Origin of the sequence: Flavobacterium sp. HSC-32F16 (assembly GCF_024171645.1) — a bacterium.
Lineage (GTDB): Bacteria > Bacteroidota > Bacteroidia > Flavobacteriales > Flavobacteriaceae > Flavobacterium.
The window spans coordinates 349,073-373,197 of the sequence record NZ_JALKAC010000001.1; the positions used below are offsets into that span (position 1 = coordinate 349,073).

At 32.3% G+C, this 24,125-nt stretch carries 25 protein-coding genes and 1 pseudogene; 11 read left to right on the forward strand and 15 right to left on the reverse strand.

Annotation, left to right across the window (positions count from 1 at the left end; all coding sequences use genetic code 11):
- Window positions 1-10 precede the first annotated feature (10 nt).
- From L1276_RS01635 to L1276_RS01650, 4 genes are all read right to left on the reverse strand, one after another.
- Entirely contained in the window at window positions 11-382 is a 372-nt protein-coding gene (locus L1276_RS01635; protein WP_253784791.1) for a hypothetical protein, read from the reverse strand.
- A gap of 10 nt (window positions 383-392) precedes the next feature.
- Window positions 393-1,007, reverse strand: coding sequence for an SCO family protein (locus L1276_RS01640; protein WP_253784793.1), 615 nt, complete (start codon window positions 1,005-1,007; stop codon window positions 393-395).
- 333 nt (window positions 1,008-1,340) lie between these two features.
- The gene (locus L1276_RS01645) at window positions 1,341-1,721 is read right to left on the reverse strand and encodes a hypothetical protein (RefSeq protein WP_253784796.1); all 381 of its coding nucleotides are present in this window, start codon (window positions 1,719-1,721) and stop codon (window positions 1,341-1,343) included.
- A 184-nt stretch (window positions 1,722-1,905) separates the two neighbouring features.
- Window positions 1,906-2,580 (reverse strand): response regulator transcription factor, encoded by a 675-nt coding sequence (locus L1276_RS01650; RefSeq protein ID WP_253784798.1) that lies wholly within the window; start codon window positions 2,578-2,580, stop codon window positions 1,906-1,908.
- Window positions 2,581-2,808: 228 nt separating this feature from the next.
- Between L1276_RS01650 and L1276_RS01655 the strand changes: the two genes are divergently transcribed.
- From L1276_RS01655 to L1276_RS01675, 5 genes are all read left to right on the forward strand, one after another.
- On the forward strand, window positions 2,809-3,459 hold the full coding sequence (locus L1276_RS01655; protein ID WP_253784800.1) for a DUF1349 domain-containing protein: 651 nt from the start codon (window positions 2,809-2,811) through the stop codon (window positions 3,457-3,459).
- 232 nt (window positions 3,460-3,691) lie between these two features.
- On the forward strand, window positions 3,692-4,480 hold the full coding sequence (locus L1276_RS01660) for an SDR family NAD(P)-dependent oxidoreductase (RefSeq protein ID WP_253784802.1): 789 nt from the start codon (window positions 3,692-3,694) through the stop codon (window positions 4,478-4,480).
- A gap of 49 nt (window positions 4,481-4,529) precedes the next feature.
- Window positions 4,530-5,270: an SDR family oxidoreductase gene (locus tag L1276_RS01665; protein ID WP_253784804.1), complete on the forward strand. Its 741-nt coding sequence runs from the start codon at window positions 4,530-4,532 to the stop codon at window positions 5,268-5,270.
- A gap of 62 nt (window positions 5,271-5,332) precedes the next feature.
- A complete protein-coding gene (locus L1276_RS01670; RefSeq protein ID WP_253784813.1) occupies window positions 5,333-5,626 on the forward strand; it encodes a putative quinol monooxygenase in 294 nt (97 codons plus the stop codon).
- Between the two features lie 60 nt (window positions 5,627-5,686).
- Window positions 5,687-6,583, forward strand: coding sequence for an AraC family transcriptional regulator (locus L1276_RS01675; protein WP_253784815.1), 897 nt, complete (start codon window positions 5,687-5,689; stop codon window positions 6,581-6,583).
- Between the two features lie 264 nt (window positions 6,584-6,847).
- On the opposite strand, the gene L1276_RS01680 is transcribed toward L1276_RS01675, so the two are convergent.
- The 5 genes and pseudogenes from L1276_RS01680 to L1276_RS01700 all read right to left on the reverse strand — a co-directional run bounded on the left by L1276_RS01680 (window position 6,848) and on the right by L1276_RS01700 (window position 9,947).
- The gene (locus L1276_RS01680) at window positions 6,848-7,435 is read right to left on the reverse strand and encodes an NAD(P)H-binding protein (protein ID WP_253784817.1); all 588 of its coding nucleotides are present in this window, start codon (window positions 7,433-7,435) and stop codon (window positions 6,848-6,850) included.
- Between the two features lie 26 nt (window positions 7,436-7,461).
- Window positions 7,462-8,298, reverse strand: coding sequence for an SDR family oxidoreductase (locus L1276_RS01685; protein ID WP_253784819.1), 837 nt, complete (start codon window positions 8,296-8,298; stop codon window positions 7,462-7,464).
- Window positions 8,299-8,311: 13 nt separating this feature from the next.
- The gene (locus L1276_RS01690) at window positions 8,312-8,692 is read right to left on the reverse strand and encodes a nuclear transport factor 2 family protein (protein WP_253784821.1); all 381 of its coding nucleotides are present in this window, start codon (window positions 8,690-8,692) and stop codon (window positions 8,312-8,314) included.
- Window positions 8,693-8,853: 161 nt separating this feature from the next.
- A pseudogene (locus tag L1276_RS25235) lies at window positions 8,854-8,949 on the reverse strand (aldo/keto reductase); the annotation flags it as partial.
- A 20-nt stretch (window positions 8,950-8,969) separates the two neighbouring features.
- Window positions 8,970-9,947: an aldo/keto reductase gene (locus L1276_RS01700; RefSeq protein ID WP_253784823.1), complete on the reverse strand. Its 978-nt coding sequence runs from the start codon at window positions 9,945-9,947 to the stop codon at window positions 8,970-8,972.
- A gap of 192 nt (window positions 9,948-10,139) precedes the next feature.
- Between L1276_RS01700 and L1276_RS01705 the strand changes: the two genes are divergently transcribed.
- The 4 genes from L1276_RS01705 (at window position 10,140) to L1276_RS01720 (ending at window position 15,479) form a co-directional block, all read left to right on the forward strand.
- Window positions 10,140-11,036 (forward strand): AraC family transcriptional regulator, encoded by an 897-nt coding sequence (locus tag L1276_RS01705; RefSeq protein WP_253784825.1) that lies wholly within the window; start codon window positions 10,140-10,142, stop codon window positions 11,034-11,036.
- 34 nt (window positions 11,037-11,070) lie between these two features.
- Window positions 11,071-12,645, forward strand: a complete 1,575-nt coding sequence (locus tag L1276_RS01710) for a Na+/H+ antiporter (RefSeq protein WP_253784827.1) — start codon at window positions 11,071-11,073, stop codon at window positions 12,643-12,645.
- A 519-nt stretch (window positions 12,646-13,164) separates the two neighbouring features.
- On the forward strand, window positions 13,165-13,569 hold the full coding sequence (locus tag L1276_RS01715; RefSeq protein ID WP_253784829.1) for a helix-turn-helix transcriptional regulator: 405 nt from the start codon (window positions 13,165-13,167) through the stop codon (window positions 13,567-13,569).
- A 299-nt stretch (window positions 13,570-13,868) separates the two neighbouring features.
- Window positions 13,869-15,479: a serine hydrolase gene (locus L1276_RS01720; RefSeq protein WP_253784831.1), complete on the forward strand. Its 1,611-nt coding sequence runs from the start codon at window positions 13,869-13,871 to the stop codon at window positions 15,477-15,479.
- Between the two features lie 238 nt (window positions 15,480-15,717).
- On the opposite strand, the gene L1276_RS01725 is transcribed toward L1276_RS01720, so the two are convergent.
- The 6 genes from L1276_RS01725 to L1276_RS01750 form a co-directional block, all read right to left on the reverse strand.
- Window positions 15,718-16,263 (reverse strand): transposase, encoded by a 546-nt coding sequence (locus L1276_RS01725; RefSeq protein WP_253784833.1) that lies wholly within the window; start codon window positions 16,261-16,263, stop codon window positions 15,718-15,720.
- 205 nt (window positions 16,264-16,468) lie between these two features.
- Window positions 16,469-17,044, reverse strand: a complete 576-nt coding sequence (locus L1276_RS01730; RefSeq protein WP_253784836.1) for a DUF4833 domain-containing protein — start codon at window positions 17,042-17,044, stop codon at window positions 16,469-16,471.
- 143 nt (window positions 17,045-17,187) lie between these two features.
- The gene (locus tag L1276_RS01735; RefSeq protein ID WP_253784838.1) at window positions 17,188-17,619 is read right to left on the reverse strand and encodes a GtrA family protein; all 432 of its coding nucleotides are present in this window, start codon (window positions 17,617-17,619) and stop codon (window positions 17,188-17,190) included.
- Between the two features lies 1 nt (window position 17,620).
- Window positions 17,621-18,307 (reverse strand): CDP-alcohol phosphatidyltransferase family protein, encoded by a 687-nt coding sequence (locus L1276_RS01740; protein WP_253784840.1) that lies wholly within the window; start codon window positions 18,305-18,307, stop codon window positions 17,621-17,623.
- 153 nt (window positions 18,308-18,460) lie between these two features.
- The gene (locus L1276_RS01745; protein WP_253784842.1) at window positions 18,461-19,267 is read right to left on the reverse strand and encodes a phytanoyl-CoA dioxygenase family protein; all 807 of its coding nucleotides are present in this window, start codon (window positions 19,265-19,267) and stop codon (window positions 18,461-18,463) included.
- Window positions 19,268-19,498: 231 nt separating this feature from the next.
- On the reverse strand, window positions 19,499-20,287 hold the full coding sequence (locus L1276_RS01750) for an SDR family oxidoreductase (RefSeq protein WP_253784844.1): 789 nt from the start codon (window positions 20,285-20,287) through the stop codon (window positions 19,499-19,501).
- Between the two features lie 228 nt (window positions 20,288-20,515).
- Between L1276_RS01750 and L1276_RS01755 the strand changes: the two genes are divergently transcribed.
- Window positions 20,516-20,923: a VOC family protein gene (locus tag L1276_RS01755; RefSeq protein WP_253784845.1), complete on the forward strand. Its 408-nt coding sequence runs from the start codon at window positions 20,516-20,518 to the stop codon at window positions 20,921-20,923.
- Between the two features lie 516 nt (window positions 20,924-21,439).
- Window positions 21,440-23,821: an arylsulfatase gene (locus L1276_RS01760; RefSeq protein WP_253784846.1), complete on the forward strand. Its 2,382-nt coding sequence runs from the start codon at window positions 21,440-21,442 to the stop codon at window positions 23,819-23,821.
- Window positions 23,822-24,125: the final 304 nt, after the last annotated feature.

Sequence of the window (24,125 nt, forward strand, 5' to 3'; positions counted from 1 at the left end):
AACGAGAGCATTAACCGCATCTGGGAGGATGATAAATCGAAAAAACATAATTAGACTTTTGACCGCACGCCTGCAGCAACGGATATTTCTTTTTAATCATAAAATGGATCGGTGTGAATAAAAATTCCAGAGGACTTTCAAAAAAAAGCTGCACTTCTTTGTAAGTTATTGTTGGAAATTTCTGTTCCTGCTTATCATTTGCTTTCAATTTAGTATCCAGATAGCATTTTCCATTACAAATAGGAATGGAATCAAACCTGTTGATACATAAACTTTTAGCTATATAATTCCTATTGATATAAAAATCACCAATAATCCAGATACTGCCAGTATTTTGAAACACAAACAGCATGAGAATAAATAAAGTGATACATTTTTTCATAAGTGAATTATTATTTTGCCTCACTTTCTTCTAAAAGAGTTTTCACATCGGCAATTAGTCTTGTTGTTTCCTTTGGATTTGTCCCATCATAAACGCCGCGAACATGTCTGTTTTTATCAATAAGCAAAAATCCGCCGCTGTGCACAAAACCTCCAGGCTCATTTTTATCCGGATATGCTGTTGCAAAGTAGCTTTCGGTTGCAATTTTATAGATACTGTCTTTGTTTCCAGTCACAAAATGCCAGTTCTTTTTTATATCGTTATTTACCGTATAGGCCTTAAGACGCGGTACAGTATCATGCTCAGGATCTATGGTATGAGAAAGAAACAATACCTCATTATTAGTTTTGTACACATCGTACACTTTTTTAAGTTGAGTATTCATTTTCGGGCAGATCGAAGGACAGGAAAGAAAAATAAAATCGGCTATGTAGATTTTCCCTTCAAAAGTATTGTTGTTTATCTGCAGACTATCCTGATTGATAAACGAAAACTCTTTGATACGCGGGTACTGCGTTTCATTTCCTTTTACTATTGGATTTCCTAATATTGGAAGTTTCTCCTGTGCTTTCTCACATGATATTACAAATAGAGAAAGCAAAAGAATTAAAGCTGTTTTTTTCATATTTTATTATTTAATCCAGCAGATTATGCTATAAACTACGGACTTGTTTGTATGTATAATTTCAATGAAGATTGATCAAATAAAATTCTGTTAGTATTCAAATAAGGATATTGCCAATCCTATTACACACAGCACTAATTAAAGTTGCTGCCAAAGATTAACAAGGACATGACTTAACAAAACCAATTGTCAAAAACCTTTAAATTTTCTATTTAATTTTTTATCTTATGAAGAATAAATGAATACAGAAAAATAAACTTAGTTCATAGCAATAGCAGTATTGTCAAGCTGCGAAAGGCAATGACAATTTTGTTAATCAATTTGAAAAGAATTTTAGATGTATAAAATAGTGCCGGGCGGGCGAAAAGTAGTAGAGGAAATTCCAATTGGTTTGCTGCTTAAAAAAGCAAAAACATTTTTATGATATCCTGAAGGAGGTAAAAAAGTAAAATTTACTTCAGAGTTGCAGATATAGACAATCTCTACTTTTTCTTTAAGACTGTCCTGCATTTGTTTTTCGTTATCAGAATATTTTTTAAGGCTCTTTTGAAGTTCACATCGACCATTACAAGAGTTAAAAATCTGTTTACGCTGTACACAGATTGTTTTGGCAATTTCCTGCTGATTCAGTTTGAATGAAGCATATACAAACATACTTCCAAAAGATGGAAGAAAAATTAGACCACAAAGTACTATGATAATATACTTTTTCAAGAATGTCAATTTGTTTGTAAATGCAAAAGTACACTAATTTTGTTTTTATTCTCAAGAAATTTGTTGTTTGATTAAACATAACAATTACGTAAAATCCTAAACAAAATTAGAAAGCAGATTACTCTTAGCTAGAATTGTAAAAAAGTTTAATTTTAATCCGATGAAAACCTTCATTACGATTACATTATAACAAATTTAAAGCCTCTGCTGTTCTTACTGCCTCAATAGAATTATTTACATTTAGTTTTTCCAGAATATTTTGTCTGTGCCTATTAACAGTATTAAGGCTGATATTTAGTTTCGTTGCAATTTCTTTACTAATCACACCTTTACCAATTAATCTTAAAACTTCTTTTTCACGCGATGTCAAAAGATTAATACAATTTACATAAGTGTCAATGTAAAAACTTTCCCCCGTTTTGGTATTAATTATTTTACCATCTATACCTGATACAGAACCTGATTTTTCAAATAAATAATTATAAAGACAAACAGCAAGCCACAACCCTCCTTCTGAACTGTTTTTGAGATAAAAACTACGATGCAGAATATACTGGTATTCCTTGTTAGTATTTAGAGTTCTAATTCTGCATTTTGTGGCATAATTTAATCTTTCCTCAGGAGATACTATCTTTAAAAAATTAAAAAATTCTAATTCCAAGAGATGTCTTTGAAAAAGATCATCAGGGTGAATACGCTGATAAATTTCATCTTCCCAAATAGAATCAATTGTTCTATATTCAGAGGATTGCATATTTAAAAAAACACCGAAATTACCTGTAAAAATATAACTTTTATTACTTGCCAAATCAGATAAAACAGCCAATGAATTATCTAATTTCACATATGCATCAATCATCTGAATGGCTTCATTTAATGCTTCTTTACGCTTTTCTGAGCTGTCAATTGATTCGAAAGAGAATTTGTATTCTAAGTTCGATATAGGATCCATAAGTTGAGTAGTTATATAATAAGATAAGAAAGAGATTATAATCAGTTTTTGAAAATGGTTATATATGACTATTGCTGCAAACAGATCAAATCACATCCTTTGTAAATTATTAATAAAATTCAAATTTAAGAAATCATGAAGAGAATTCACTTAGTTTTAATCTGTATCTGTATAATGGCTGTAAAAGCAAATGCACAAAAACTAAATACCATGAACTGGCTCAATGAACCAGCAGAATGGGAAATAAAAGACAACAAACTTATTATGCAGGTAACACCTCAATCTGATTATTGGAACAAAAGCCATTACGGATTTACAGTTTTCGACGGACCATTTTTATATACGGAAAGAAGCGGCGAATTTGAAGTTGTAGTAAAAATGAGCGGAGTATATAAAACCAGATTCGACCAGGTTTGCCTAATGTTAAGAATAGATGAAAATAATTACATTAAAACTGGTGTTGAATATGTAGATGGAATTTATAATATAAGTACCGTGCATACGATTGATAAAAGTTCATGGAGCGTACTGGGCCTGAAAGAAAAGCCTAAAAATGTTTGGATGAAAGCGGTACGCCGACTAGATGCAGTCGAAATTTTTTATTCTGTTGACGGAGTTAACTACACGATGACTAATACTGCTTACTTTCCTGAATTTAAAACGGTGCAAGTGGGTATGATGGCCGCAAGTCCGGACGGAAAAGGTTTTACTGCTGCTTTTGAAGACTTTAAAATCACGCATCTTCCTGATCAAAGACGTTTAGAGTGGTTGAAGAATAATCAATAAATAGGTTTCTCTAGAATAGATAAAAAGGGATTTTACTTCTGGATTGTTTTTGATAAAACTGCTGAATCTAATAGGTTCAGCAGTTTTTTATTTTTAATCTATTTGTACCATAGAGATTAACTAAATAATATAGGTCGTAAAAATGTATCACGTCTTCCGACTTTTGTATAAGCAGCAACAATAAGACCTGCTCTAACTTTGTCTCATTATTAATCATATAAAGAAATAAAAAATGAGCAAAAAAATTTTGATTACAGGAGCATCATCAGGTTTTGGATTAATGCTGGCTAATGACCTTCATAAAAAAGGCTATACCATAATTGGAACCAGTCGTGAACCAGAGAAATATAAAGTTCCGTTTAAATTATTACGTTTAGATATCGATGACGATCATTCAATTAACGAATTTAAAGAAAACCTGTTTAATCAAACCAAACAGATAGACGTTTTAGTGAATAATGCAGGCTTTATGATAACTGGTATTGCAGAGGAAACACCGATCGATGCAGCAAGAAAACAGTTTGAAACCAACTTTTGGGGAACCGTTAAGGTAACTAACGCATTACTACCCTATTTTAGAAAACAAAAATTTGGACAAATTATTACTGTAAGCTCTATTGTTGGCTTAATTGGACCTCCAAATTTGTCTTATTATTCAGCTTCAAAACATGCTGTAGAAGGATATTTTAAATCTTTACGTTTTGAGTTAAATCAATTTAATATCAAAGTAAGCGTAGTAGAACCTGTCTGGTTCAAAACAAATCTTGGACATAACTCAATTTCATCAACAGGAACTATTCCAGATTACAATACCTATAGAAAACAAGTAAATACTGCTACAAAAAAAGGTTTAGACGAAGCAGAATCACCAGATGCTGTGGCAAAAATTATTACAAAATTAATTGGCACAAAAGAACCTAAATTCAGTAATCCAGTTGGTAAAATGTCGGGCATGATTGTATTTCTACAGCATTTTGCCCCAAAAATGTTTGAAAGTTCTATACTAAAGAGTATCAAATAAATCCTTAATGGAGAGAAGCAATAAAATTTTAGACTAAAAAAACAAACAAATGAATATTACAAATAAAACAGTGCTTATTACAGGTGGCGGCTCAGGAATTGGTCTGGAAACTGCTAAATTATTAAGTGAGAAAGGAAACAAAGTTATAATTATTGGCAGAAACGAAAGTAAACTACAGGCTGCTGCAAAAATTTTACCTAACACAATCGCTATTCGCTGTGATATTACAAATCAAAACGACATAACAGATCTTATTGCAAACGTTAATTTAAACTATCCGGAATTAAGTATACTTATCAATAATGCCGGTCACGCATTCGCCTACAAACATGACCAAAATGCCAGAGCATTTGAAAAAGCAGAAGAAGAATTTGCAACAAATTATTTCGCAGTAATTCGTTTAACAGAAAATTTATTACCTGTTTTAAAATTACAGGAAAATGCAGCTATTGTAAATGTAACTTCTATTGTTGCTTTTTCACCTTCAGCTGCGCTTCCATCTTATTCAGATAGTAAAACTGCTTTGCATTCGTATACTCTTTCACTTAGACATACTTTATCTAAGAACACAGCAATTAAAGTTTTCGAACTAATGCCTCCTTTGGTTGATACTGAATTTTCTAAAGAAATGGGCGGAGAGAATGGAATGCGAGCAAGCGATGTAGCCCAAGGATTAATTAGCGGAATGACAAATGATACCTATGAAATTCAGGTTGGACAAACCGCAGAATTTAGAAAGTTGTATTTGCTGTCTCCAAACGATGCTTTTGAAATGATGAATCAAAATTAATTCATACTTAAGTTGGAATGTTTAAGATTTCGAACATTCCAATTTGTATTAAAACAAAAATGATGAAAAATAAAATTATAACTAACGCCGCACTTAAAATTAATCCCGACTTTATTAATGAAGTACTTGTTCTTGCAATTGAAACAAAAAATCATATTCTGCTTGAAGAAGGATGCGAGAATTTTGTACTGATGAGAAAAATCGAAGAGCCCAACACTATCGTAATTTTTGCTGTTTACACATCAAAAGAAACTTATGACTGGCATCTTGAGCAGGATTATGTGAAAATCTTTTTTGCTTTTCTAAATGGAAAGTTAATTGCAGCTCCGGAAGTAACTTATCTTAAAGAAATTTGACAGTATCAAATAAGCGATAACCTTTAAAATCGTAAATTTATAATTCATAAAATGGCTGGAATGAAAAATTACAAAACAATAAGCGAGCTTTACACAACAAACGGATTTCCTCTTCCAGAAAATCCTTTACTTGGTTTAGTAACTTTTGAAGAACTAAAAGGCTGCACGTTTACTGAAACCGAATTCACGATGGACTTTTATAAAATAGCTTTAAAAAAAGTAAAGTCTGGTACTATTTTATACGGAAAAACGAAGTATGATCACGATAACGGTTCGATGGCATTTGTAAAACCAGGCCAGAAAATTACAATGAGCGATATTGAACTAACCGAAAAAGGCTTTATGATTTATATCGATGAAAATTTTTTAATAAATACCAATCTTTATTCGGAAATTAAAAAATATGGCTTTTTTGATTATGAAGTAAATGAAGCTTTGCATTTATCACCAAAAGAAGAAGAAACTATCTGGGATTTGTTTCATAAAATAAAGTTGGAGTATTACAACAATCAGGATGATTTTAGCAAAGATATTATGCTCACCCATATTGATTCTATTTTAAAATACTCGCAGCGCTATTACAAGCGGCAGTTTTTAAACAGAGCTTCATTATCAGGTACCATTATTACCAAGTTTACTGAGATTCTTAAACTTTATTTCGAAAGTGGAAAGCTTCAAAAAGAAGGATTGCCAACCGTAAAATATATGGCATCAAAATTATCTTTATCAGCAAGATATCTAAGCGATTTACTAAAGCAGGAGACAGGTAAAACAGCTTTAGAACACATTCATATTTCTTTGGTTACAGAGGCTAAAAATCTATTGGTCAGCACTGATAGTACAGTAGCTGAAACAGCTTATCAATTAGGTTTCGAGAATCCTCCCTATTTTTCAAGATTATTTAAAAAAGAAACAGGGATGACTCCAACGGAATATCGAGAACAATTTTTGAATTAACTAATTACAAAATTACAGCTTAATATTTGTTTACCTTTTTTTTGACTGGCTAAACGGAGCTCATGCCCTTTTGTACCACAAAAATTTAAAGCTTTCTCTTTCAGTTTAAATAAATAAAGCAAAATTATAAGATTCCATTTTATGGTAAAATCATATACAAAACCAAGTACATTTTTGTTTCAATCCTCAACCAGACATCCAGACCAAAATACTGAAGACTATAAAGCCAACTCCTACTTGTAGTAAGCCAATCTCTTCAAATCTTCATAAAGGGAGAAAGTTAGGTTTACTAATTCCCACGTTTTCATTTTTGTGTAAATCAGGCTGATTAATAATTTTAGAAATAAACAATGCAATGCTCTTTCTCGAAATTGCTGTTCCTATTTCTGGACTACCTTTTTTAGTAATAGTATAATCGATTTCATTCGCATTTGTAAACCAATCTGGTCGCAGAATGGTATAATCTAATCCTGAATTTTCTATAACATCTGCTAATTTTCTATAGGGAATTAAAACCGACTTTAAAGGTTTTTCATAAATACCAATTGAACTAATTGCGATGATGCGCGTAACATCATTTTCATGCATTGATCTCACAATGTTTGTTATCATTGGTTCCAAATTTCCGGCAAGGTTTACATATACAACTTCTTGCCCTGCAATTGCTTTTTTAACATCGTGGTAATTCAATGCATCTCCTTCAATGATGGTGCAGTTATCAGATTCATTTTTTGATAATCGTCCATCATTTCTCAAAAATAAAGTAAGTTCAATATTTCCCAGTTCTTTTATAGCTCCAATCACATATTTGGCAAGGCTTCCGCCAGCACCTATAATAATTACTTTTCTCATAAATTATATGCTTAATGATTACTTTATTATGATTCAGGCGAAAGATCACCGTACCAATAAGCCGATGTAACACCGCCATCCATCAAAAAATCACTTCCTGTTATAAAGTCACCATCTCTCCCCATGAGGAAAGCACCTAAAGTTCCTACTTCATCAGGAGTTCCTGCTCTTCCAGCTGGCGCGATTTCCAGCATTCTGCGGTAACTTTCTCCTCTTGGTCCATTCAGTTCGTCATTGGCAAGAGGTGTTATTATAATTCCTGGACTTATAGTATTGATTCTCAATCCTCGTTTTCCCCAGCGAACTGCTTCTGCCTTTACCCTGAGTGAATTTCCTCTTTTTGATAATTGATAAGCATAGAGTGAACCATCAACAGCATCTGATTGCAAAAAAGGAAGTAATAATAGTTCTTCTACTGGCGCCGTTGCTAATGCTTTGTCTTGTTCAGGCGTTAAAGACTGTAATCGATGACCAGATTGTGATGAGATTACTACTCCTGCCCCACCTTCTTCAATAACATTTCCAAATTCTTGCAATATCAAAGCTGTTCCATATAGATCGACCTTAAATATAGTTTCTGGCGATGCTTGTGAAGGAGAAACTCCTGCTGCATGAATCAGCCCCGTAATACTGCCAATTCCCTGGCTTGTTTCAACAAGTTTTTGAACAGATTCTCTTGATGAAATGTCAACTATGGCTGTGCTCACTTCAAACCCTGCATCCAAAAGTACTCTTGCAGCCGCATTACTATTTTCCTGATTTATGTCAGCAAGAAGTATGTGTTTTCCTGCGCCAACTCTTCGTGCAATTGCCTGACCAATTGATCCTGCACCTATAACTACTATAACTGATTTGTTTTTCATACTTTTTTATTATTTAAAATAATGTCGCCACAGATTTTAGAATAATCCATTTATCAGATCTCTTTTCAAGCTGCATCGTTTGTTGTAACCGCCATTTATTTCTAGTTCCCCAAATTCTTGCATCCAGAATATTTTGACCAATAAATACAGCTTTATCTCCATCAATATTTACTGAAACAGTAATTTCCTTAAAAGAATAATACTTCATTGTTTCTTTTTCAATTTCTGAAAGCCATTCCTCCTTTGGCTGAACATAACCTGTAATATGTGTTAGTGTAAAACTATTATCTAAAAGCTTGTTTATTTCTACTGTGTTTTTGTCAATCATCAACTGAGTTAAGCGACGAGTTACATCAAGAACTTTCTCTCTATCATCTTCTATTTTATTGCTCATGGCAGACTTTAATTTTAGAATGTTTTGTGTATATAAACTAGTCAGATTAAAAAGGAGCATTAGAAATAATAATTCTGTAAATCGATTTATCATTTTTACTTCAAACAGACTTATCTGCTCCCAATCCATTTAACAATTTCAGGATCAAGATGATCGAAGAAAACACTTTTTTCACATTCATCTAAATCTGCTATCTGGTAAACACCAAATCCCAGAAGAGGCATTTCTAATCCGTTATTTAAAACAATATTCTTCACTTTATTTTATTTCATTTTAATTATTCTTCTGATAAACCAAGTAATTCTTCATTAAGTCTTGCTCCCTGAAAAGCAATATTCGCCAATCCATCTTCAATTTCCTGTAAATTTTTTAACGAAAGTTCTACATCAACCGACTTACTATTATCGTCTAAAAATTCGATTTTATCCATTCCCGGAATCGGTACAATAAAAGTTTTTTGAGCCAAAAGCCAAGCCAGCGCAATTTGAACAGGCGTAGCATTTTTACGATTGGCAATTTTGGTTAATAATTCGACAACTGGCATATTTGCTCTGATAGCTTCTGGTGTAAAACGCGGGAAAGCTGCACGTAGGTCAGTATCACTGTCAAATTTTGTATCGGGAGTAATTTTACCCGTTAGAAAACCGGTTCCTATTGGCGCCCAAGGCACAAATCCAATTCCTAATGTTTCGCAAAGCGGTAAAACTCTGGCTTCAGGTTCCCTTGTCCAAATGGAGTATTGATTTTGAACTGCAGAAACAGGCTGAATTATATGAGCACGCTGAATCGTATCGGCACCAGCTTCAGATAGTCCAAAATATTTTACTTTACCTTCTTGAATTAAATCTTTAATTGTTCCCGCAACATCTTCAATAGGAACATTTGGATCAACTCTATGCTGATAAAGCAAATCAATATAATCTGTTTGTAATCTCTTTAAAGAGGCTTCAACCACTTTACGAATGTGTTCTGGTTTACTGTTAATTCCTGATTCTGAAATCATTCCGAATTTTGTAGCAATAATGACATCTTTACGAAAAGGTTTCAGAGATTCTCCAACCAGTTCTTCATTAGTAAAAGGACCATAAGCCTCAGCTGTATCAAAAAAAGTAATTCCTTTTTCATATGCGGCGCGAATTACTTTAATTCCGTCGTTTATAGCTGCAGCTTTTCCTGTTCCAAAACTTAAATTCATGCACCCCATTCCTAATGCAGAAACTTCTAAACCTTGTGTTCCTAATATTCTTGTTTTCATTTTTATAAATTTTATAAATCTTTGCCTGATAATCTTGTTAACTTTTTTAATAGTACAAAGTTCCTTCAATAATTCTTTTGCGATATAATACATATTACTGCTGTTATTACCATTTTTACTGATTTGAATATTTGTCCTAACTAATTAGCAGTCTGCGCAGTATATTTGCATTACATTTTAAATGAATGTATCATGGAACAGATTATAAAAGTTGAAAAAATAGCACAGTACAATGATCTTAAAGGTGTTGAAACCCAGCATCCTTTGATTAGTGTATTTGATAATTCAGATACAAAAGCACTACCAAACAACTGCCGAATGCATTTTGATTTGTACGCCATTTTTTTAAAAGCCGGAAATTGCGGCGAACTAAAATACGGCCGTAATAATTATGATTATGATGAGGGAACGATGGTTTTTATTGCACCTGGACAAGTAATAGAAGTCAACAACCAAATTGATTATAAACCTACCGGAATGGCACTGCTTTTTCATCCTGATCTAATAAAAGGAACTGCTTTAGGAAAACAAATGAGCCAATATTCATTTTTTTCGTATGATTCGAACGAAGCACTTCATTTGTCATTGAAAGAACAGCAAATCATCAGAGATTTATATTCTAAATTAGAATATGAACTCGGCCAGTCCATAGATAAACACAGTAAAAGCATTATTACCAATACTATTGAACTGCTTTTAAACTATTGCGTTCGCTTTTATGACAGGCAGTTTATAACCAGAGAAAATATTAATACTGATATTTTATCAAAATTTGAAAATCTGCTTAATGCTTATTTTGAGTCAGAAAATGCGCAGGATATGGGTCTGCCTTTAGTAGGATATTTTGCCGATCTTTTAAATCTTTCTCCTAATTATTTTGGTGATTTAATAAAAAAAGAAACAGGTAAATCTGCTCAGGAACACATTCAATTGAAATTGATTAACTTAGCCAAAGAAAGGATTTTTGATACCAATAAATCAATAAGCCAGATCGCATTTGAATTGGGTTTTAAATATCCGCAGCATTTTAATCGAATGTTTAAAAAAAATACTGGTTATACGCCCATAGAATACCGAAATTTAAACTAAAATTTATTGTAAATTTCTATATAAAAGATAACGAATGCTCGAAAATTTTCCTTTTTATTTAGGTTTAATAATCATTATTTTACTGCTGATTATGCTGGCTGATAAAATAAAAGTAGCCTATCCTGTATTACTGGTATTAGCAGGATTGGCAATCAGTTTTATTCCCAAAGTTCCAGTAATCGAAATCGAGCCTGACCTAATCTTTTTAATATTTCTTCCCCCGTTATTATATGAAGCAGCCTGGACTGTTTCCTGGAAAGAAATGTGGCGGTGGAGACGTATTATTACCAGTTTTGCCTTTATTGTTGTTTTTCTCTCTGCACTTTCAGTAGCATTAGTCGCAAATTATTTTATTCCCGGATTTTCTCTTGCGCTCGGTTTTTTATTGGGCGGCATCGTATCTCCTCCCGATGCGGTTAGTGCAGGTGCTATTTTAAAATTTGTGAGAGTTCCTAAAACAATGTCATCTATACTCGAAGGCGAAAGTTTATTGAACGATGCTTCTTCCTTAATTATTTTCAGATTTGCAATGATAGCCGTTGCAACAGAGCAGTTTATATTTTACAAGGCGGCCATAAGTTTTAGCTGGATGATTATTGGAGGCGTTGCAATTGGTCTTTTAATAGGATGGCTTTTTATGAAAGCACATAAATATTTACCCACAAATGCCAATGTTGATATTGTCTTATCACTTCTTACGCCTTACATCATATACATTGCAGCTGAAGAAGTACATAGTTCTGGTGTTTTAGCGGTTGTAAGCGGCGGTTTGCTTTTATCCAATAACAGGCATCATTTTTTGAGCAGCAGATCCCGAATACAAGGAGTAAATGTATGGAAAAGCCTTTGTTTTATTTTAAACGGACTGGTTTTTATGCTTATTGGATTAGATTTACCTCAAATTACTTCAGGACTTGAAGGTATGAGTATCACAGCCGCAGTTGGATATGGCGTTTTAATCACTTTTGTTTTAATAATAAGCCGATTATTATCTGCCTACGGCGCTGTAATTGTCACATTAGTTGCCCGTAATTTTATCACAGTAGCAGACCGAAGAAATCCCGGATATAAAACTCCATTTATTCTTGGCTGGACCGGTATGAGAGGTGTTGTTTCTTTGGCAGCCGCTTTATCTATTCCGGTATATTTAGACAATGGAAATGGATTCCCACAGCGAAATCTAATTTTATTTATCACTTTTATCGTAATCCTTTTGACTTTATTAATTCAGGGATTAACACTTCCTTTTTTTATAAAAAAAATAAAACTACCGGCAATTTATGATCCTCTTTCTCGTGAGGAAGTCAGCACTATTTTGCGAAAAGATCTTGCTGAATATTCTTTACAATATTTAAAAACGACTTATCAGGATCAACACGAAAGTAATAGATCATTACAACAGCTCATTCAAAAATGGGAACATCACAGCAAAGGAATTGACGATGAATCGATTGGTAATGAAGTCAAAACTATATATCTTGACTTAATAAATCAACAGAGACAATGGCTCATTGATAAAAATAAAGAAGATCAAAGTATAGATGAATCGATTATTAGAAAGCAAATGTATTATTTAGATCTTGAAGAAGAAAAACTAATTCATTTTTAAGATCATCTTACAAGTGAACATAATTCCTTTTCTATCGTAAAAAAATTAACGATGTTCTTTATTTTAATTATAATCGATAAATTATGAAGAAAATCTTTTAAAATTTAGTATCTAAATTTATTGATAGCATTTTTCTTATTTCAGAATTTATTTGAAAACTTTATAAAGACAAATAATTAATAGAATCATATCTTCATTGAATAATCAATTTTTAATATTTGACATTACGATATATACAAACCGCTCCTAATTAAACATTCAAAACAATTATCTTAAAAATCAACTTGAAAAATGAGTCAATTTCTTTTTTTAATCTTGCATAATATGATTTGGAATTTATAAAGAAGACTTTACAAAACTTAAAATCCCATTTTCTAACGAAACGGGATTTTTTTTTAAGTCTTTTTCCCAGTATTGCATTTTAAAATTTAAATCTGGGATATTTTTTTATCTTTGAAACTCAGGATTTTTAATACAAATGGCTTTATCTTTGAGCTTTTAGAAAAATTGATATTTGTTATGGAACAGAAAATACATCAGGGAAAAAACGTAAAACGTTTCAGAGAAATGCTTAACATCAAACAGGAAGCATTAGCTTATGATCTGGGTGAAGACTGGAACCAAAAGAAAATTTCTATGCTGGAGCAGAAAGATGTAATTGAAGATAATTTGCTAAAACAAATTTCAGCCGTATTAAAAATTCCTGTTGAAGCTTTTCAGAATTTTGATGAAGAACAGGCGATTAATATTATTTCTAATACATTTGATAATTGTCAACAACCTGCATCTGTATTTTACAATTCTACTGTTAATCAAATTGATCAATTGATCAAACTACATGAAGAAAAGATTGCTTTATATGAGCGAATGTTGAAAGAGAAAGATGAAATGATGGTTAGGCTTGAAAAATTGATTAATAAATAATCGTTTATAAAAGATATATTAATTCTAGAAAGAGACTTTTTGAGTCTCTTTTTTGTGTTTTAGAACATTATGTATGGGTGCGAAGTCATGAGATATTCCCATAGATTTTTACAAGAACTCTTTGCAGAGCGAGGGATATTATTGGATGTGTTAGCTTAGCTTGTGCTCTGAATTTTGCTTGAAAATTCAGTTAGAAATTTTTATTTGTAATCTTTAATTTGTAATCTTTTATTATAAATTTACGCAACTCTCACAAAGGGCAAACTGTTAGTTAGAATTCAATAAAAAGTCAAAAAAACATGAAATCAATTCAATCAATCACTTTTATTTTATTATTTATAACACAATTCGGTTTTACACAAAGTAAGAAAGAAAAATTAGAACAACTTTTTGACTTTTATAATCAACAAAATCTATTTAACGGTTCTGTTTTTATTTCTGAAAAAGGAGAAACTTTACTAAACAAAGGTTATGGATTATCAAATGTAGATTTAAAAAAAGAAAATAACGCTAACAGCATTTTTCAAATATATTCCATTACAAAAACTTTTACAGCAACGGTAATTTTAAAATTAGTAGAAGAAAAAAAACTTTCATTACAGGATAAACTTTCAAAGTTCTATCCAGATTATCCCGATGCAAGTGTTATTTCAATTGAAAGTTTGTTAACCCATACCGCCGGAGTTTATGACTATACCAGAGGAAATGATATGAAAGACCAAACGGAAAAATCATTTATTGAATTTCAAAAAACAAAACCTTTGGATTTTCCAGTTGGAACTGATTGGAGTTATTCTAACTCGGGATATTACTTTTTAGGCTATGTAATTCAAAAAGTTACTGGAATGAGTTACGAAAAAGCAGTTAAAAAATACATATTCAAACCATTGAAAATGAAGCAAAGTGGTTTTGCTTTTAAAAATCTAAAAAGTGAAAATAAAACCACTGGCTATGAAATTTTTTCTGAAAAAGAACAAAAACCATCGATTGTTTATGATCCACCTATGCCTTTTGCAGCTGGTGGAATATACTCAACTGTTGAAGATTTAAACAAATATTATAATGGCCTAAAAAATTACAAAATTATCTCCAAAGAAAGTTTGGAAAAAGCATATACACCTTTCAAAAACAATTATGGCTATGGTTGGATTACAATGCCAATGTTTAAAAAAATGACAGTTGGTCATAGCGGTTATGCAGCCGGTTTTTGCAGCAATTTTGTTCAAATTCCAGAAGATGATATCTGCATTATACTGCTTACAAATACAGAAAGAGGTTTAAACACTCCCACTTATGCTATTATGAAAACTTTATATAATTTATATAATAAAGATTACAAAATTCCAGTTGTAGCCAACGTAAGCTCAGAAACTTTAAAGCAATATGTGGGAACTTATCAAGTAGAAGACAATTTTGTAATTTACCTTACAGTTGAAAACAATAAATTAAAATTGCAAAGTGGAAACGGGCCCACAACTATTCTATTTCCTGTAAAAGAAAATTTATTTTTCGCTGAAGAATTAATGGGTGATGTAATTTTTGAAAGAAACGATACTTCACAAATAGAGTCATTAAATTTTCATGTAGGAAATCAAGTAAAAAAAGCAACAAAAATATTTCCTTCTTGGGGAATTGTAGGAAGTGCCACAGAAAAAGGCTGGGAAGGTCCTGATGCAAAACTTTTTGAAACTGAAACAAAAGGAATTTGGACAATTAAAAATGTGACTTTAAAAACAGGAGAGCTTAAATTTCGTTTTAATGACGATTGGACTTTAAATTTTGGAAAAGATATGAGCAACGGAATAATGCCAAAAGGAGATAATATAGAAATTTTAACAGGTGTTTATGATATTATTCTGGACATAACAGATTACGAAAAACCAAAATACAAAATTTTTAAGAAAAGTTAAAACAACCTACAACAGCTAAGTGCCCGATCGCGCGGATTTGTAATCCGTGCCCACAAAGTATATCCTAACAGATTTAAAAAAAGAAAACCAGTTTTTATTAATATTAGGAATGGGCACGGAAAGAATTTCCGCGCTATCGTTGTGCATACCCGTTACCCGTTACCCGCCCGTTAGCGCAGATTTGCAATCTGTGCCCGCAAAGCTAAGTCAAGACAGCAGTTGAGTATTTTAAAATAAATTATAACAAAACAACATCTAAATCATTTTCTAAGTTGGAATAATTCCTTGCAGAGCTAAAATAATAATCTTCAGCCGAATTAACAGTTTTATCTTTTACAGGATTATTATGGATGTAATCTATTTTTTGCTTAATAAACTTATTGCTATAAATATGTTCTGCATGGTAACCATTTTGCCAAACTTTATAATTCTGATCCTTTTTAAAATGTTCACTTGATTTTTGAAAATATTCAAGCATCCATTCTCTTCTACTTTCAGGTTCATTTATTATAGTTTGTATTATTTTTTTTGATGTAAATTTTTTAAAATCTCTAATAATATCAGATAATACAAAACCATTCTTCCCTTTGCAAATCAAGTGAATATGACTGCTCATAATACAGTAAGCATAAATTTCCAAACCTTTGTTTTCCTGACAATATTTTAAAGCATTTATTAAAATATTTTTCTGATTTAGTCTTGTAAATATATCTATCCATCCTACAGAAGTTATAGTTATAAAATATGCTTCCTCAGTTGTTGTTGCTTTATATTTTGTCGACATGTCTTTTTTCTTACAAAAATAAAAAGTATAACGGAAAATTTTATTTTTTTTATTTATGTTTTGAAGAAATTACTTTTCGGGCACAGATTGCAAATCTGCGCTATCGTTGCGTTTTTACTATACCTTTGCAAACGATTCACATAAAAGCCTGTAAACTTATTGTTTACAGGCTTTTTTTATGCATTCCATTTATATAACTTTCTTATTACAACAACATCCTTTCCGTAATTGTTTTATTTGATGAAGTTTCAATTCCGGTAACTTCGGCATACTTTACATTTGGCATCCAAAAAGAACCTCCTTCAATGCGTACAAATATTTTTTCTACTTGTATTTTTTTCTGGTTTACATTTACAAAAACATGATATTTTTGATCTGAATCTACCTTTTTTAAGGTTAAGGGTAACTTTTTATAGGATACAAATTTAAGCTCAAACTCTTCATTATTTAAGGTCTTACTTTCTATTCCGTAGGCAAATTTGCGTTGCATATAACTGAAATCTTTTTTTTCTCCTTTTTCGGCATATCGAATCCAATATGCTTTTATAGGATTGCTTTTGTCTATTTTTCCGTTTTCCTGATAGTTTATAGCATAAATAGCAGTATTTATATTGGGGTCACGCTGAATGTAAAACAGCATATTATCTACGTTTTTAGGTGTTGGAAAATTTAATGGTGATGGATTTTTGGATTGCGCCAATAGATTTCCAGAAATTATATTTACTAAAATCGTTATAACGATTAGTGATTTTGTAAAATGTTTAAATGATAATTTATTCATAACGACATATTTATACAGCCTGTTGGGCGTAATTATTTTAACACATAGAAATATAGGTTTAGGACGCTTAAAGAAGGCATTTCACTTGTTTAAACAATCATAGTTGGGCTATGTGTTAAATTACTTTTTTTGAACTAAACGAATTAATTTGATTCGATTACATTCTGTTTTTCGTTTACCCTAAAAACCCAATACTTAATCAGTGGATAATTAAAGCCATAAGAAACAAAAATATCCGTCATTAATCTTCCGATTCTATAATCGATTTGAAATACTTTTTGTAAAAGAAGTGTACCAAATGATTTTAAAGAAATGCTTCCCAATACAACCAAAGCAAATTTAAAAAGCTGACTATTGATGTTGCTGCTATAACCCGATTGGTTTTTAAATACCCAAAATCTATTGATGCTGAAATTGATAATGGCGCCAACGGTTCCGGAGATTAAAATAGAAAAGGTAAAATGCAATTTAAATACTTCTGTCAATAAAATCATTAAGCCATAATCGGTTATGCCGCCTACAAATGCCGCCACTTGTGCTTGCAGAAAAGTAAAAATGGATTTTTTACTGAACATATCAGTTTTGGTTTTTATCTTTTAAATCGCCCAGCTTTAAAAGTTTTAAGCTGTCTATGGTATTAATTATAAGCAATACAATAGTGATTAAGCAAGCTAAATAGGTAATTGATCCGGGAAATAAAACTTCTGAAATTAAAATTAAAGCAATAATAAACCGAAGCTCTGTTGGGCCAACAAAGCCGGAATCAATACTGTATTCATTTGTAATTTTGTAGCGTAACTGGCTGATGATAATAGACCAGCCATACAACGCAACAAAAGCAAAGGCTATTATTTGTGTGCCATTTTTGGCATAAATATAATAGCCAAAACCTATAAGTACAATACCAATCCAATCGGCAATTATATCGAGTGCAAAACCATACCAACGGCGCGGAATATTTCTATAATAAGCCAATCTTCCATCTAAAGAATCGCCTAACCAATTTATACCCAAACCGATAATACCCAAAAGCAAATACCCATTTGTTAAATAAGTTCCTAAAACAAAAGCTAAAAAAACGAATCCCGAACCAAGCGTACCAATTAAAGTGAGTAAGTTTGGCGAAATGAATTTAGGCACCTTTGGAAGCAAAAATACAATCGTTAGCTGTTCTGCCCTTTTTAAAATATTAGTTCGCTTACGGTCTGAAAATGTTCTTTGTGTAATTACAGTATACTCTTCAACCTTTGTTTCTTTTCCCATTCATAACCTCATATTTATAAGCCGGAAAGCATAACCATTTCTAGCTTATAATTTTTAACTTTATTTTTCTTTGCGTATTTTTAAAAAAATCGGTGGTACTTTTTAGTTTACCTGATCTAACCAGATAACTAAATGCGAGGATAAACAGCATAATTATTTAACAATGCCAGCAAAACGCTGATAGAAAACCGTTGGACTGTTCTCATTTTTAGGAGCGTATTTTCCTGCTATAATCGGAATATAAATAACCCTTCTTCTGCTCTCTTCGCCACGAATAGACGATTCTGCCACTCTGTGCCACAAACGGCCATCATGAATGGTTAAATCTCCAGCTTCCGGAATGATGGAAACTTCCTGTGGATCAGGTTTATTATCTAAAAAGTATTTTTTACGGAAAAGCATTTGATAAATACTTTGCTTGTGCGTACCCGGAATGATTTTAAGTCCTCCGTTTTCAGGTTTTAAAGTGCTTAAGTGAATCCCCACATTTAGCATTGGGTTTAATTTTCCACCATAAAAAATATCTCTCAAACCATCTGTATGCCAGCCCATTTTAGTAAACTTACTTTCCGGTCCATTGATATAATGATTGAAAACCATTCCGTCTTTTTCTTCAGTTCCTAATCTTGCGCCATCGCCTGCTAATGGTAATAAACCATTAAATCTTGGATCAAGTAAAAGGCCGCTTAAAGTTTGATGATGTTGATTAATAAAGGCAAAACGCTGCACAATAGCAGAGCCATCTAAATCTTTTCCATATTTAATTGGAACACCGTTTATTTTTTGAAGGTCATTGTCAATCCATTTTTGTTCCACTTGTTTGGAAGCATCAATGATGGATGAAACCGTTTCCGGGTTTATAAATTTTTTGAAATGGATAAAGCCATGTTCGTTAAAAAAAGCAATTTGCTCATTAGTTAATTGCTCAGTAAGGGTAAAGGTTTTATAAGAAGATCCCATGATAATATAGATTTAATAAATGAAATAATAATGTTTGTAATTTTATCTAAAAGGTTGCGACAACAGCAACAACAATACATTAGCATGTTTTTGTGCATTCGACCTTTAGGAAAATTAAACATATTTTTTCTTTTATCTGACATACTCTATAGAATTAGTAGAATTTAATACAAACATAATATATATTTTCTCTTTTCCAAAGAATATTTTTATATTTTTTTCGAAAAAAAATTAAATTTTATAAATACCGGCTGCCGTTTTTTCGATAAATCCCTTTGGTAGTATACGGTTGGCGTACACCGAAATGAGGTTTGTAAAACCCGGAATAACTTCTGATTTTTTGTTAAACATGGCTTTTACTGCCATTTTTGCCACTTCATCTGGCTGCATATTAAACTTTTCAGCCATTTTATTTAAAGCGTTTAAACCAGCCCTTGAAGCAAAACCCGTATCAACCGGGCCTGGACTAAAACAGGTTACTGAAATTGAAGTTTGAGCAAGTTCGAAACGAAGGGCGCGGGTAAAGGATAAAACAAAGGCTTTTGTAGCCGAATAAACAGCCAGCGTAGGTACAGCTTGGTAGGCAGCTGTACTTGATATATTTAAAATATAAGCTTGTTTTTCTTGTGAAAGTATCGGAACTAATAAATGCGATAGTTCAACTACTACATTCATGTTAAGCTGCATCATGCCAAGCTGATCTATTAAAGAAGACTGGCTAAAATCGCCCCAAACACCATAACCAGCATTGTTAACCAGAATCCCAACAGGATAGTTGTTTATTTTGATCCAATCTGTTACTTTTTGCGATGCGCCATTTATCGAAAGATCAATCGATAAAATCGAAGCATTGATGCCGTATTTAACTTGAAGATCATTAGATAGTGCTCTTAATTCCTCGTCACTTCTTGCAACAAGCAATAGCGGATAACCCTGTTTAGCCAATTCATAAGCAATAGATTTTCCAATGCCTTTGCTGGCACCAGTTATTAAAGCATACGGTTTCGTTTTTTTGCTCATTTTATTAATTTAATAATCAAATATAAAAATTAATTCTAAACCGCTGGGTCTGCTGCGTGCATACTTCTGCTTCACCCATGCTTTGGGACTTATTGCATTAAGTATCCCAAAGAGGACATACAAAACCGTTTCTGAATAAAAATTCAAAACACCTACCCTGTTTAAACTACTGAAAACATTATAGTTAAAAAAAATTACTATTTTTATAGTAACAAACAACTTAAGTTTATGGAATTGGAAGAAGAAAAATTTATATCCCAAAAAGCTCAAATTAAGCCTTTCCTCACAGTAAATAATGGTATAAAAGCGGTTAAATTTTATACTGAAGCTTTTGGTGCTGTTGAATCTGAAAGATTTGAATTGGAAAACAATAAAATATCTTCTGTATTGCAAATTGAGAATGCTGAATTTTATCTTAGTGACGAAGAACCCTGTGATGGCGGTGAAAATAAAAATCACGCCTATAGCACGCTCATTAGAATAATTCTGGAAACTAAAAATGCAGACAAAATATTTGAAAATGCACTAAAATTTGGTGCAATACAGATCTGCCCCATAACAACCGAAGAAGACTGGAGAATTGGAAAGCTAAAAGATCCTTTTGGACATATCTGGGAGATTGGCTATCCATTGTAATTTTAAAACTACACATAGAAAAAATTAAAGAATCTGCCATATTATCTCTAATGTTAATATGATTTGTAAATTGTAAACTAAATATCATTTATTTAAAAACGCTAAATCATTAGATTTCAGCGTTTTTTTATGCCTTTCTTATTCTATTTAATCAGTTTTTATATCTAAAAAGGTATTTTGTATTCCCAGTCAAATCAAACACAAATCCTGTATAAAGCACTATAACGAGATTAATAAAATTGCAGAGTATTCACAATTAGCACTAATTTCAATAAATTTTGCGAAAATTTGGTTGCAAGTTATAATATGCAACACATTAAAATCAAATCACACAAACAAAACTCTTACAATTTTTACCTTTAATCAATCTTATTAAAGTCTTTATGTTTAGTTAGTTTGCAAAACAGCTATCTGCACCGAATTTCTATTTATTTAAAAATCAAAAAATAAAGTTTCTAAATAAATAATCCAGAATAATATTAACACATTAATCTTAGCAATTAAAATCGTAATGTTATGAAAAGTAAATTACTCTTTGGAATATGGTTATCAGGTGTAATAATAGTAAACGCCCAAGAAAAAACGTCTGCTCAAAACTGGCCGGACAGAACAGTTTTACCAATTGAAGCGTATCAAAAAACAGGCAAAATTGAGCCAAATATTAAAGATTCAGATCCTATTGAATGGCCTAAAGAAATAAGCGCTCCAGAAGGAGCTCCAAATGTATTACTTATTCTGATTGACGACGTAGGTTTTGGCGCGACATCTGCTTTTGGAGGTCCCATTCCTACTCCCAATTTTGATGCACTGGCAAAAAACGGATTACAATACAATCGTTTTCATACCACCGCAGTTTGTTCTCCTTCGAGAGCAGCACTTATTACAGGAAGAAATCACCATACGGCAGCAACCGGTATTATTATGGAGTTTTCTACGCCTTATCCCGGCTATAATAGTTTAGTACCCAAAAGTGTAGCAACTATTGGAAAAATATTGACTGATAATGGTTATGGTACTTCATGGTTTGGTAAAAACCATAATGTACCCGATTGGCAGTCTACGCCTGCAGGACCATTTTATTTATGGCCGACTGGTTTGGGTTTTGAATATTTCTACGGTTTTCTTGGTGCTGATGCGCATCAGTTTAGACCTTCTTTAATTGAAGGCACAAAACCAATAGATCCGTATTTGGTTGATGGAAAAGTAGATCCTAATTATATTTTAGATAAAGATTTGGCGAACCATGCCATTAAGTGGATTCAGACACAAAAAGCAGTTTCTCCTAATAAACCTTTTTTTGCTTATTACACACCAGGAACTGCGCACGCACCTCATCAAGCGCCTAAAGAATGGATCGCAAAATTTAAAGGAAAATTTGATCAGGGTTTTGACAAACAGCGTATTGCAACATATGAAAACCAAAAGAAATTAGGTATTATTCCTCAAGATGCAAAACTGGCACCAACTCCTGCTGATTATCAAAAATGGGATGCTTTAAGCCCCAGCATGAAAAAAATTGTAGCTCGTGAAATGGAAGTTTACGCGGCACAGTTAGCTTTTTGCGATGATCAGATTGGAAGAGTAATTCAATCCATTAAAGATTTGGGAGAACTTGACAATACACTTATCATCTATATTATGGGAGATAATGGAGCAAGTGCTGAAGATCCTACAGGACAAGGATTAACAAGTGAAATTGGTATTATGGTGAATGGTGAAAAAGACACAGAAGAATTCATGCTGAAAAATCTGGATGAATTTGGAGGCCCTTGGACACAGGAACATTATTCTCACAGCTGGGCGCATGCCATGAATACACCCTATCAATGGGATAAAAAAATAGCTTCGCATTTAGGCGGCACAAGAACCGGAATGATTATTTCCTGGCCAAAAAAAATCAAGCAAACGGGACAGATTCGCAGCCAATATGCTCATATTACGGATATAGTTCCTACCATTCTTGAGGCTGCAAAAATTCCTGCTCCAACATCTGTAGATGGCTTTAAACAAGTGCCAATCGCAGGAAAAAGTCTTGTATATAGTTTTGATAATGCCAAAGCTCCTGAAACACATACTACTCAATACTATGAAATTATTGCCAACAGAGGTATTTATAAAGATGGCTGGTTAGCTAATACAACTCCGCGTAATTTACCTTGGCAGGGACATCCTATTCCGTCAGAAGATCCGATGAAAGATTATAAATGGGAATTATACGATCTTAAAAAGGATTTTAGCCAGACTGATAATGTTGCCGGAAAAAATCCGGAAAAACTAAAAGAACTGCAAAAAGCCTTTTTAGAAGAAGGAAGAAAATTCAATGTATTTCCATTAGATGACAGGTATATTGATAGAGTAAATCCGGAAAATCGCCCGAATTTAAATAAAGGCAGAACCAGTTATATATATCATGAAGGAAACTCCCGAATTACAGAAGGGATGGCACCAAATATGAAAAACACTTCATTTAGTATTACTGCAGATATAGAAGTAAAAGCTGGAGATGAAGGAATGATAATTACTCAAGGAGGCTATTTTGCTGGGTTAGCATTAATGCTGCAAAAAGGAAAGCCAACTTTTGCTTATGCTTTTTCTCATTATCCTCAATCAAAGTGGACAATACAATCTCCTACCGCATTAACAGCGGGTAAACATAATGTAACTGTTAATTTTGATTATGCTGGCGGAGGTGCTGGTAAAGCTGCAAAAGTTACTTTATTAGTTGACGGAAAAGAAGTTGCAAAAGGTGATATTCCTAAAACGGTGCCAAGCAGATTCTCTGCCGATGAAACGCTGGATGTTGGAGAAGATTTTGGAACTCCAGTAACCAGAGATTATGATGTACCTTTTTTCTTTCAGGGAGAAATTGAAAAAGTAACGGTTAATTTAAAATCATAACTAGTTTTAAATAAAAGAACTATTTAATTATTTATTGAGTCTGCATTAGTTTTTCTTTGATAAATACTATCAAATTACAACTATTGTTATTTAATTTTTTAGATAATTTATAAAAAAGATTTTTATTATAAAGGACCTGCTTTTTTGAATCTTCCAGATTTGAAAACAGAAAGCAGGTCTATAATTTTTCTGTTTCGACCTAATTTTTCAACTATTACCATAGAGGATTAACTATAAAATTCTATGAAAGCACTGTTATTTATCTCTACTTAGGAATTATTTACTAATTAACGTGGTCCTATAA

Bases quoted from the DNA above. Each gene is read 5' to 3' on its own strand.
- L1276_RS01710 (WP_253784827.1), top strand. From the start codon at position 11,071: ATGCTCGAAAATTTTCCTTTTTATTTAGGTTTAATAATCATTATTTTA.
- L1276_RS01750 (WP_253784844.1), bottom strand. From the start codon at position 20,287: ATGAGCAAAAAAACGAAACCGTATGCTTTAATAACTGGTGCCAGCAAA.
- L1276_RS01650 (WP_253784798.1), bottom strand. From the start codon at position 2,580: ATGATTGATGCATATGTGAAATTAGATAATTCATTGGCTGTTTTATCT.
- L1276_RS01700 (WP_253784823.1), bottom strand. From the start codon at position 9,947: ATGAAAACAAGAATATTAGGAACACAAGGTTTAGAAGTTTCTGCATTA.
- L1276_RS01665 (WP_253784804.1), top strand. From the start codon at position 4,530: ATGAATATTACAAATAAAACAGTGCTTATTACAGGTGGCGGCTCAGGA.
- L1276_RS01735 (WP_253784838.1), bottom strand. From the start codon at position 17,619: ATGTTCAGTAAAAAATCCATTTTTACTTTTCTGCAAGCACAAGTGGCG.
- L1276_RS01745 (WP_253784842.1), bottom strand. From the start codon at position 19,267: ATGGGATCTTCTTATAAAACCTTTACCCTTACTGAGCAATTAACTAAT.
- L1276_RS01760 (WP_253784846.1), top strand. From the start codon at position 21,440: ATGAAAAGTAAATTACTCTTTGGAATATGGTTATCAGGTGTAATAATA.
- L1276_RS01720 (WP_253784831.1), top strand. From the start codon at position 13,869: ATGAAATCAATTCAATCAATCACTTTTATTTTATTATTTATAACACAA.
- L1276_RS01635 (WP_253784791.1), bottom strand. From the start codon at position 382: ATGAAAAAATGTATCACTTTATTTATTCTCATGCTGTTTGTGTTTCAA.
- L1276_RS01655 (WP_253784800.1), top strand. From the start codon at position 2,809: ATGAAGAGAATTCACTTAGTTTTAATCTGTATCTGTATAATGGCTGTA.
- L1276_RS01640 (WP_253784793.1), bottom strand. From the start codon at position 1,007: ATGAAAAAAACAGCTTTAATTCTTTTGCTTTCTCTATTTGTAATATCA.
- L1276_RS01715 (WP_253784829.1), top strand. From the start codon at position 13,165: ATGGAACAGAAAATACATCAGGGAAAAAACGTAAAACGTTTCAGAGAA.
- L1276_RS01675 (WP_253784815.1), top strand. From the start codon at position 5,687: ATGAAAAATTACAAAACAATAAGCGAGCTTTACACAACAAACGGATTT.
- L1276_RS01755 (WP_253784845.1), top strand. From the start codon at position 20,516: ATGGAATTGGAAGAAGAAAAATTTATATCCCAAAAAGCTCAAATTAAG.
- L1276_RS01725 (WP_253784833.1), bottom strand. From the start codon at position 16,263: ATGTCGACAAAATATAAAGCAACAACAACTGAGGAAGCATATTTTATA.
- L1276_RS01670 (WP_253784813.1), top strand. From the start codon at position 5,333: ATGAAAAATAAAATTATAACTAACGCCGCACTTAAAATTAATCCCGAC.
- L1276_RS01740 (WP_253784840.1), bottom strand. From the start codon at position 18,307: ATGGGAAAAGAAACAAAGGTTGAAGAGTATACTGTAATTACACAAAGA.
- L1276_RS01680 (WP_253784817.1), bottom strand. From the start codon at position 7,435: ATGAGAAAAGTAATTATTATAGGTGCTGGCGGAAGCCTTGCCAAATAT.
- L1276_RS01660 (WP_253784802.1), top strand. From the start codon at position 3,692: ATGAGCAAAAAAATTTTGATTACAGGAGCATCATCAGGTTTTGGATTA.
- L1276_RS01685 (WP_253784819.1), bottom strand. From the start codon at position 8,298: ATGAAAAACAAATCAGTTATAGTAGTTATAGGTGCAGGATCAATTGGT.
- L1276_RS01730 (WP_253784836.1), bottom strand. From the start codon at position 17,044: ATGAATAAATTATCATTTAAACATTTTACAAAATCACTAATCGTTATA.
- L1276_RS01690 (WP_253784821.1), bottom strand. From the start codon at position 8,692: ATGAGCAATAAAATAGAAGATGATAGAGAGAAAGTTCTTGATGTAACT.
- L1276_RS01705 (WP_253784825.1), top strand. From the start codon at position 10,140: ATGGAACAGATTATAAAAGTTGAAAAAATAGCACAGTACAATGATCTT.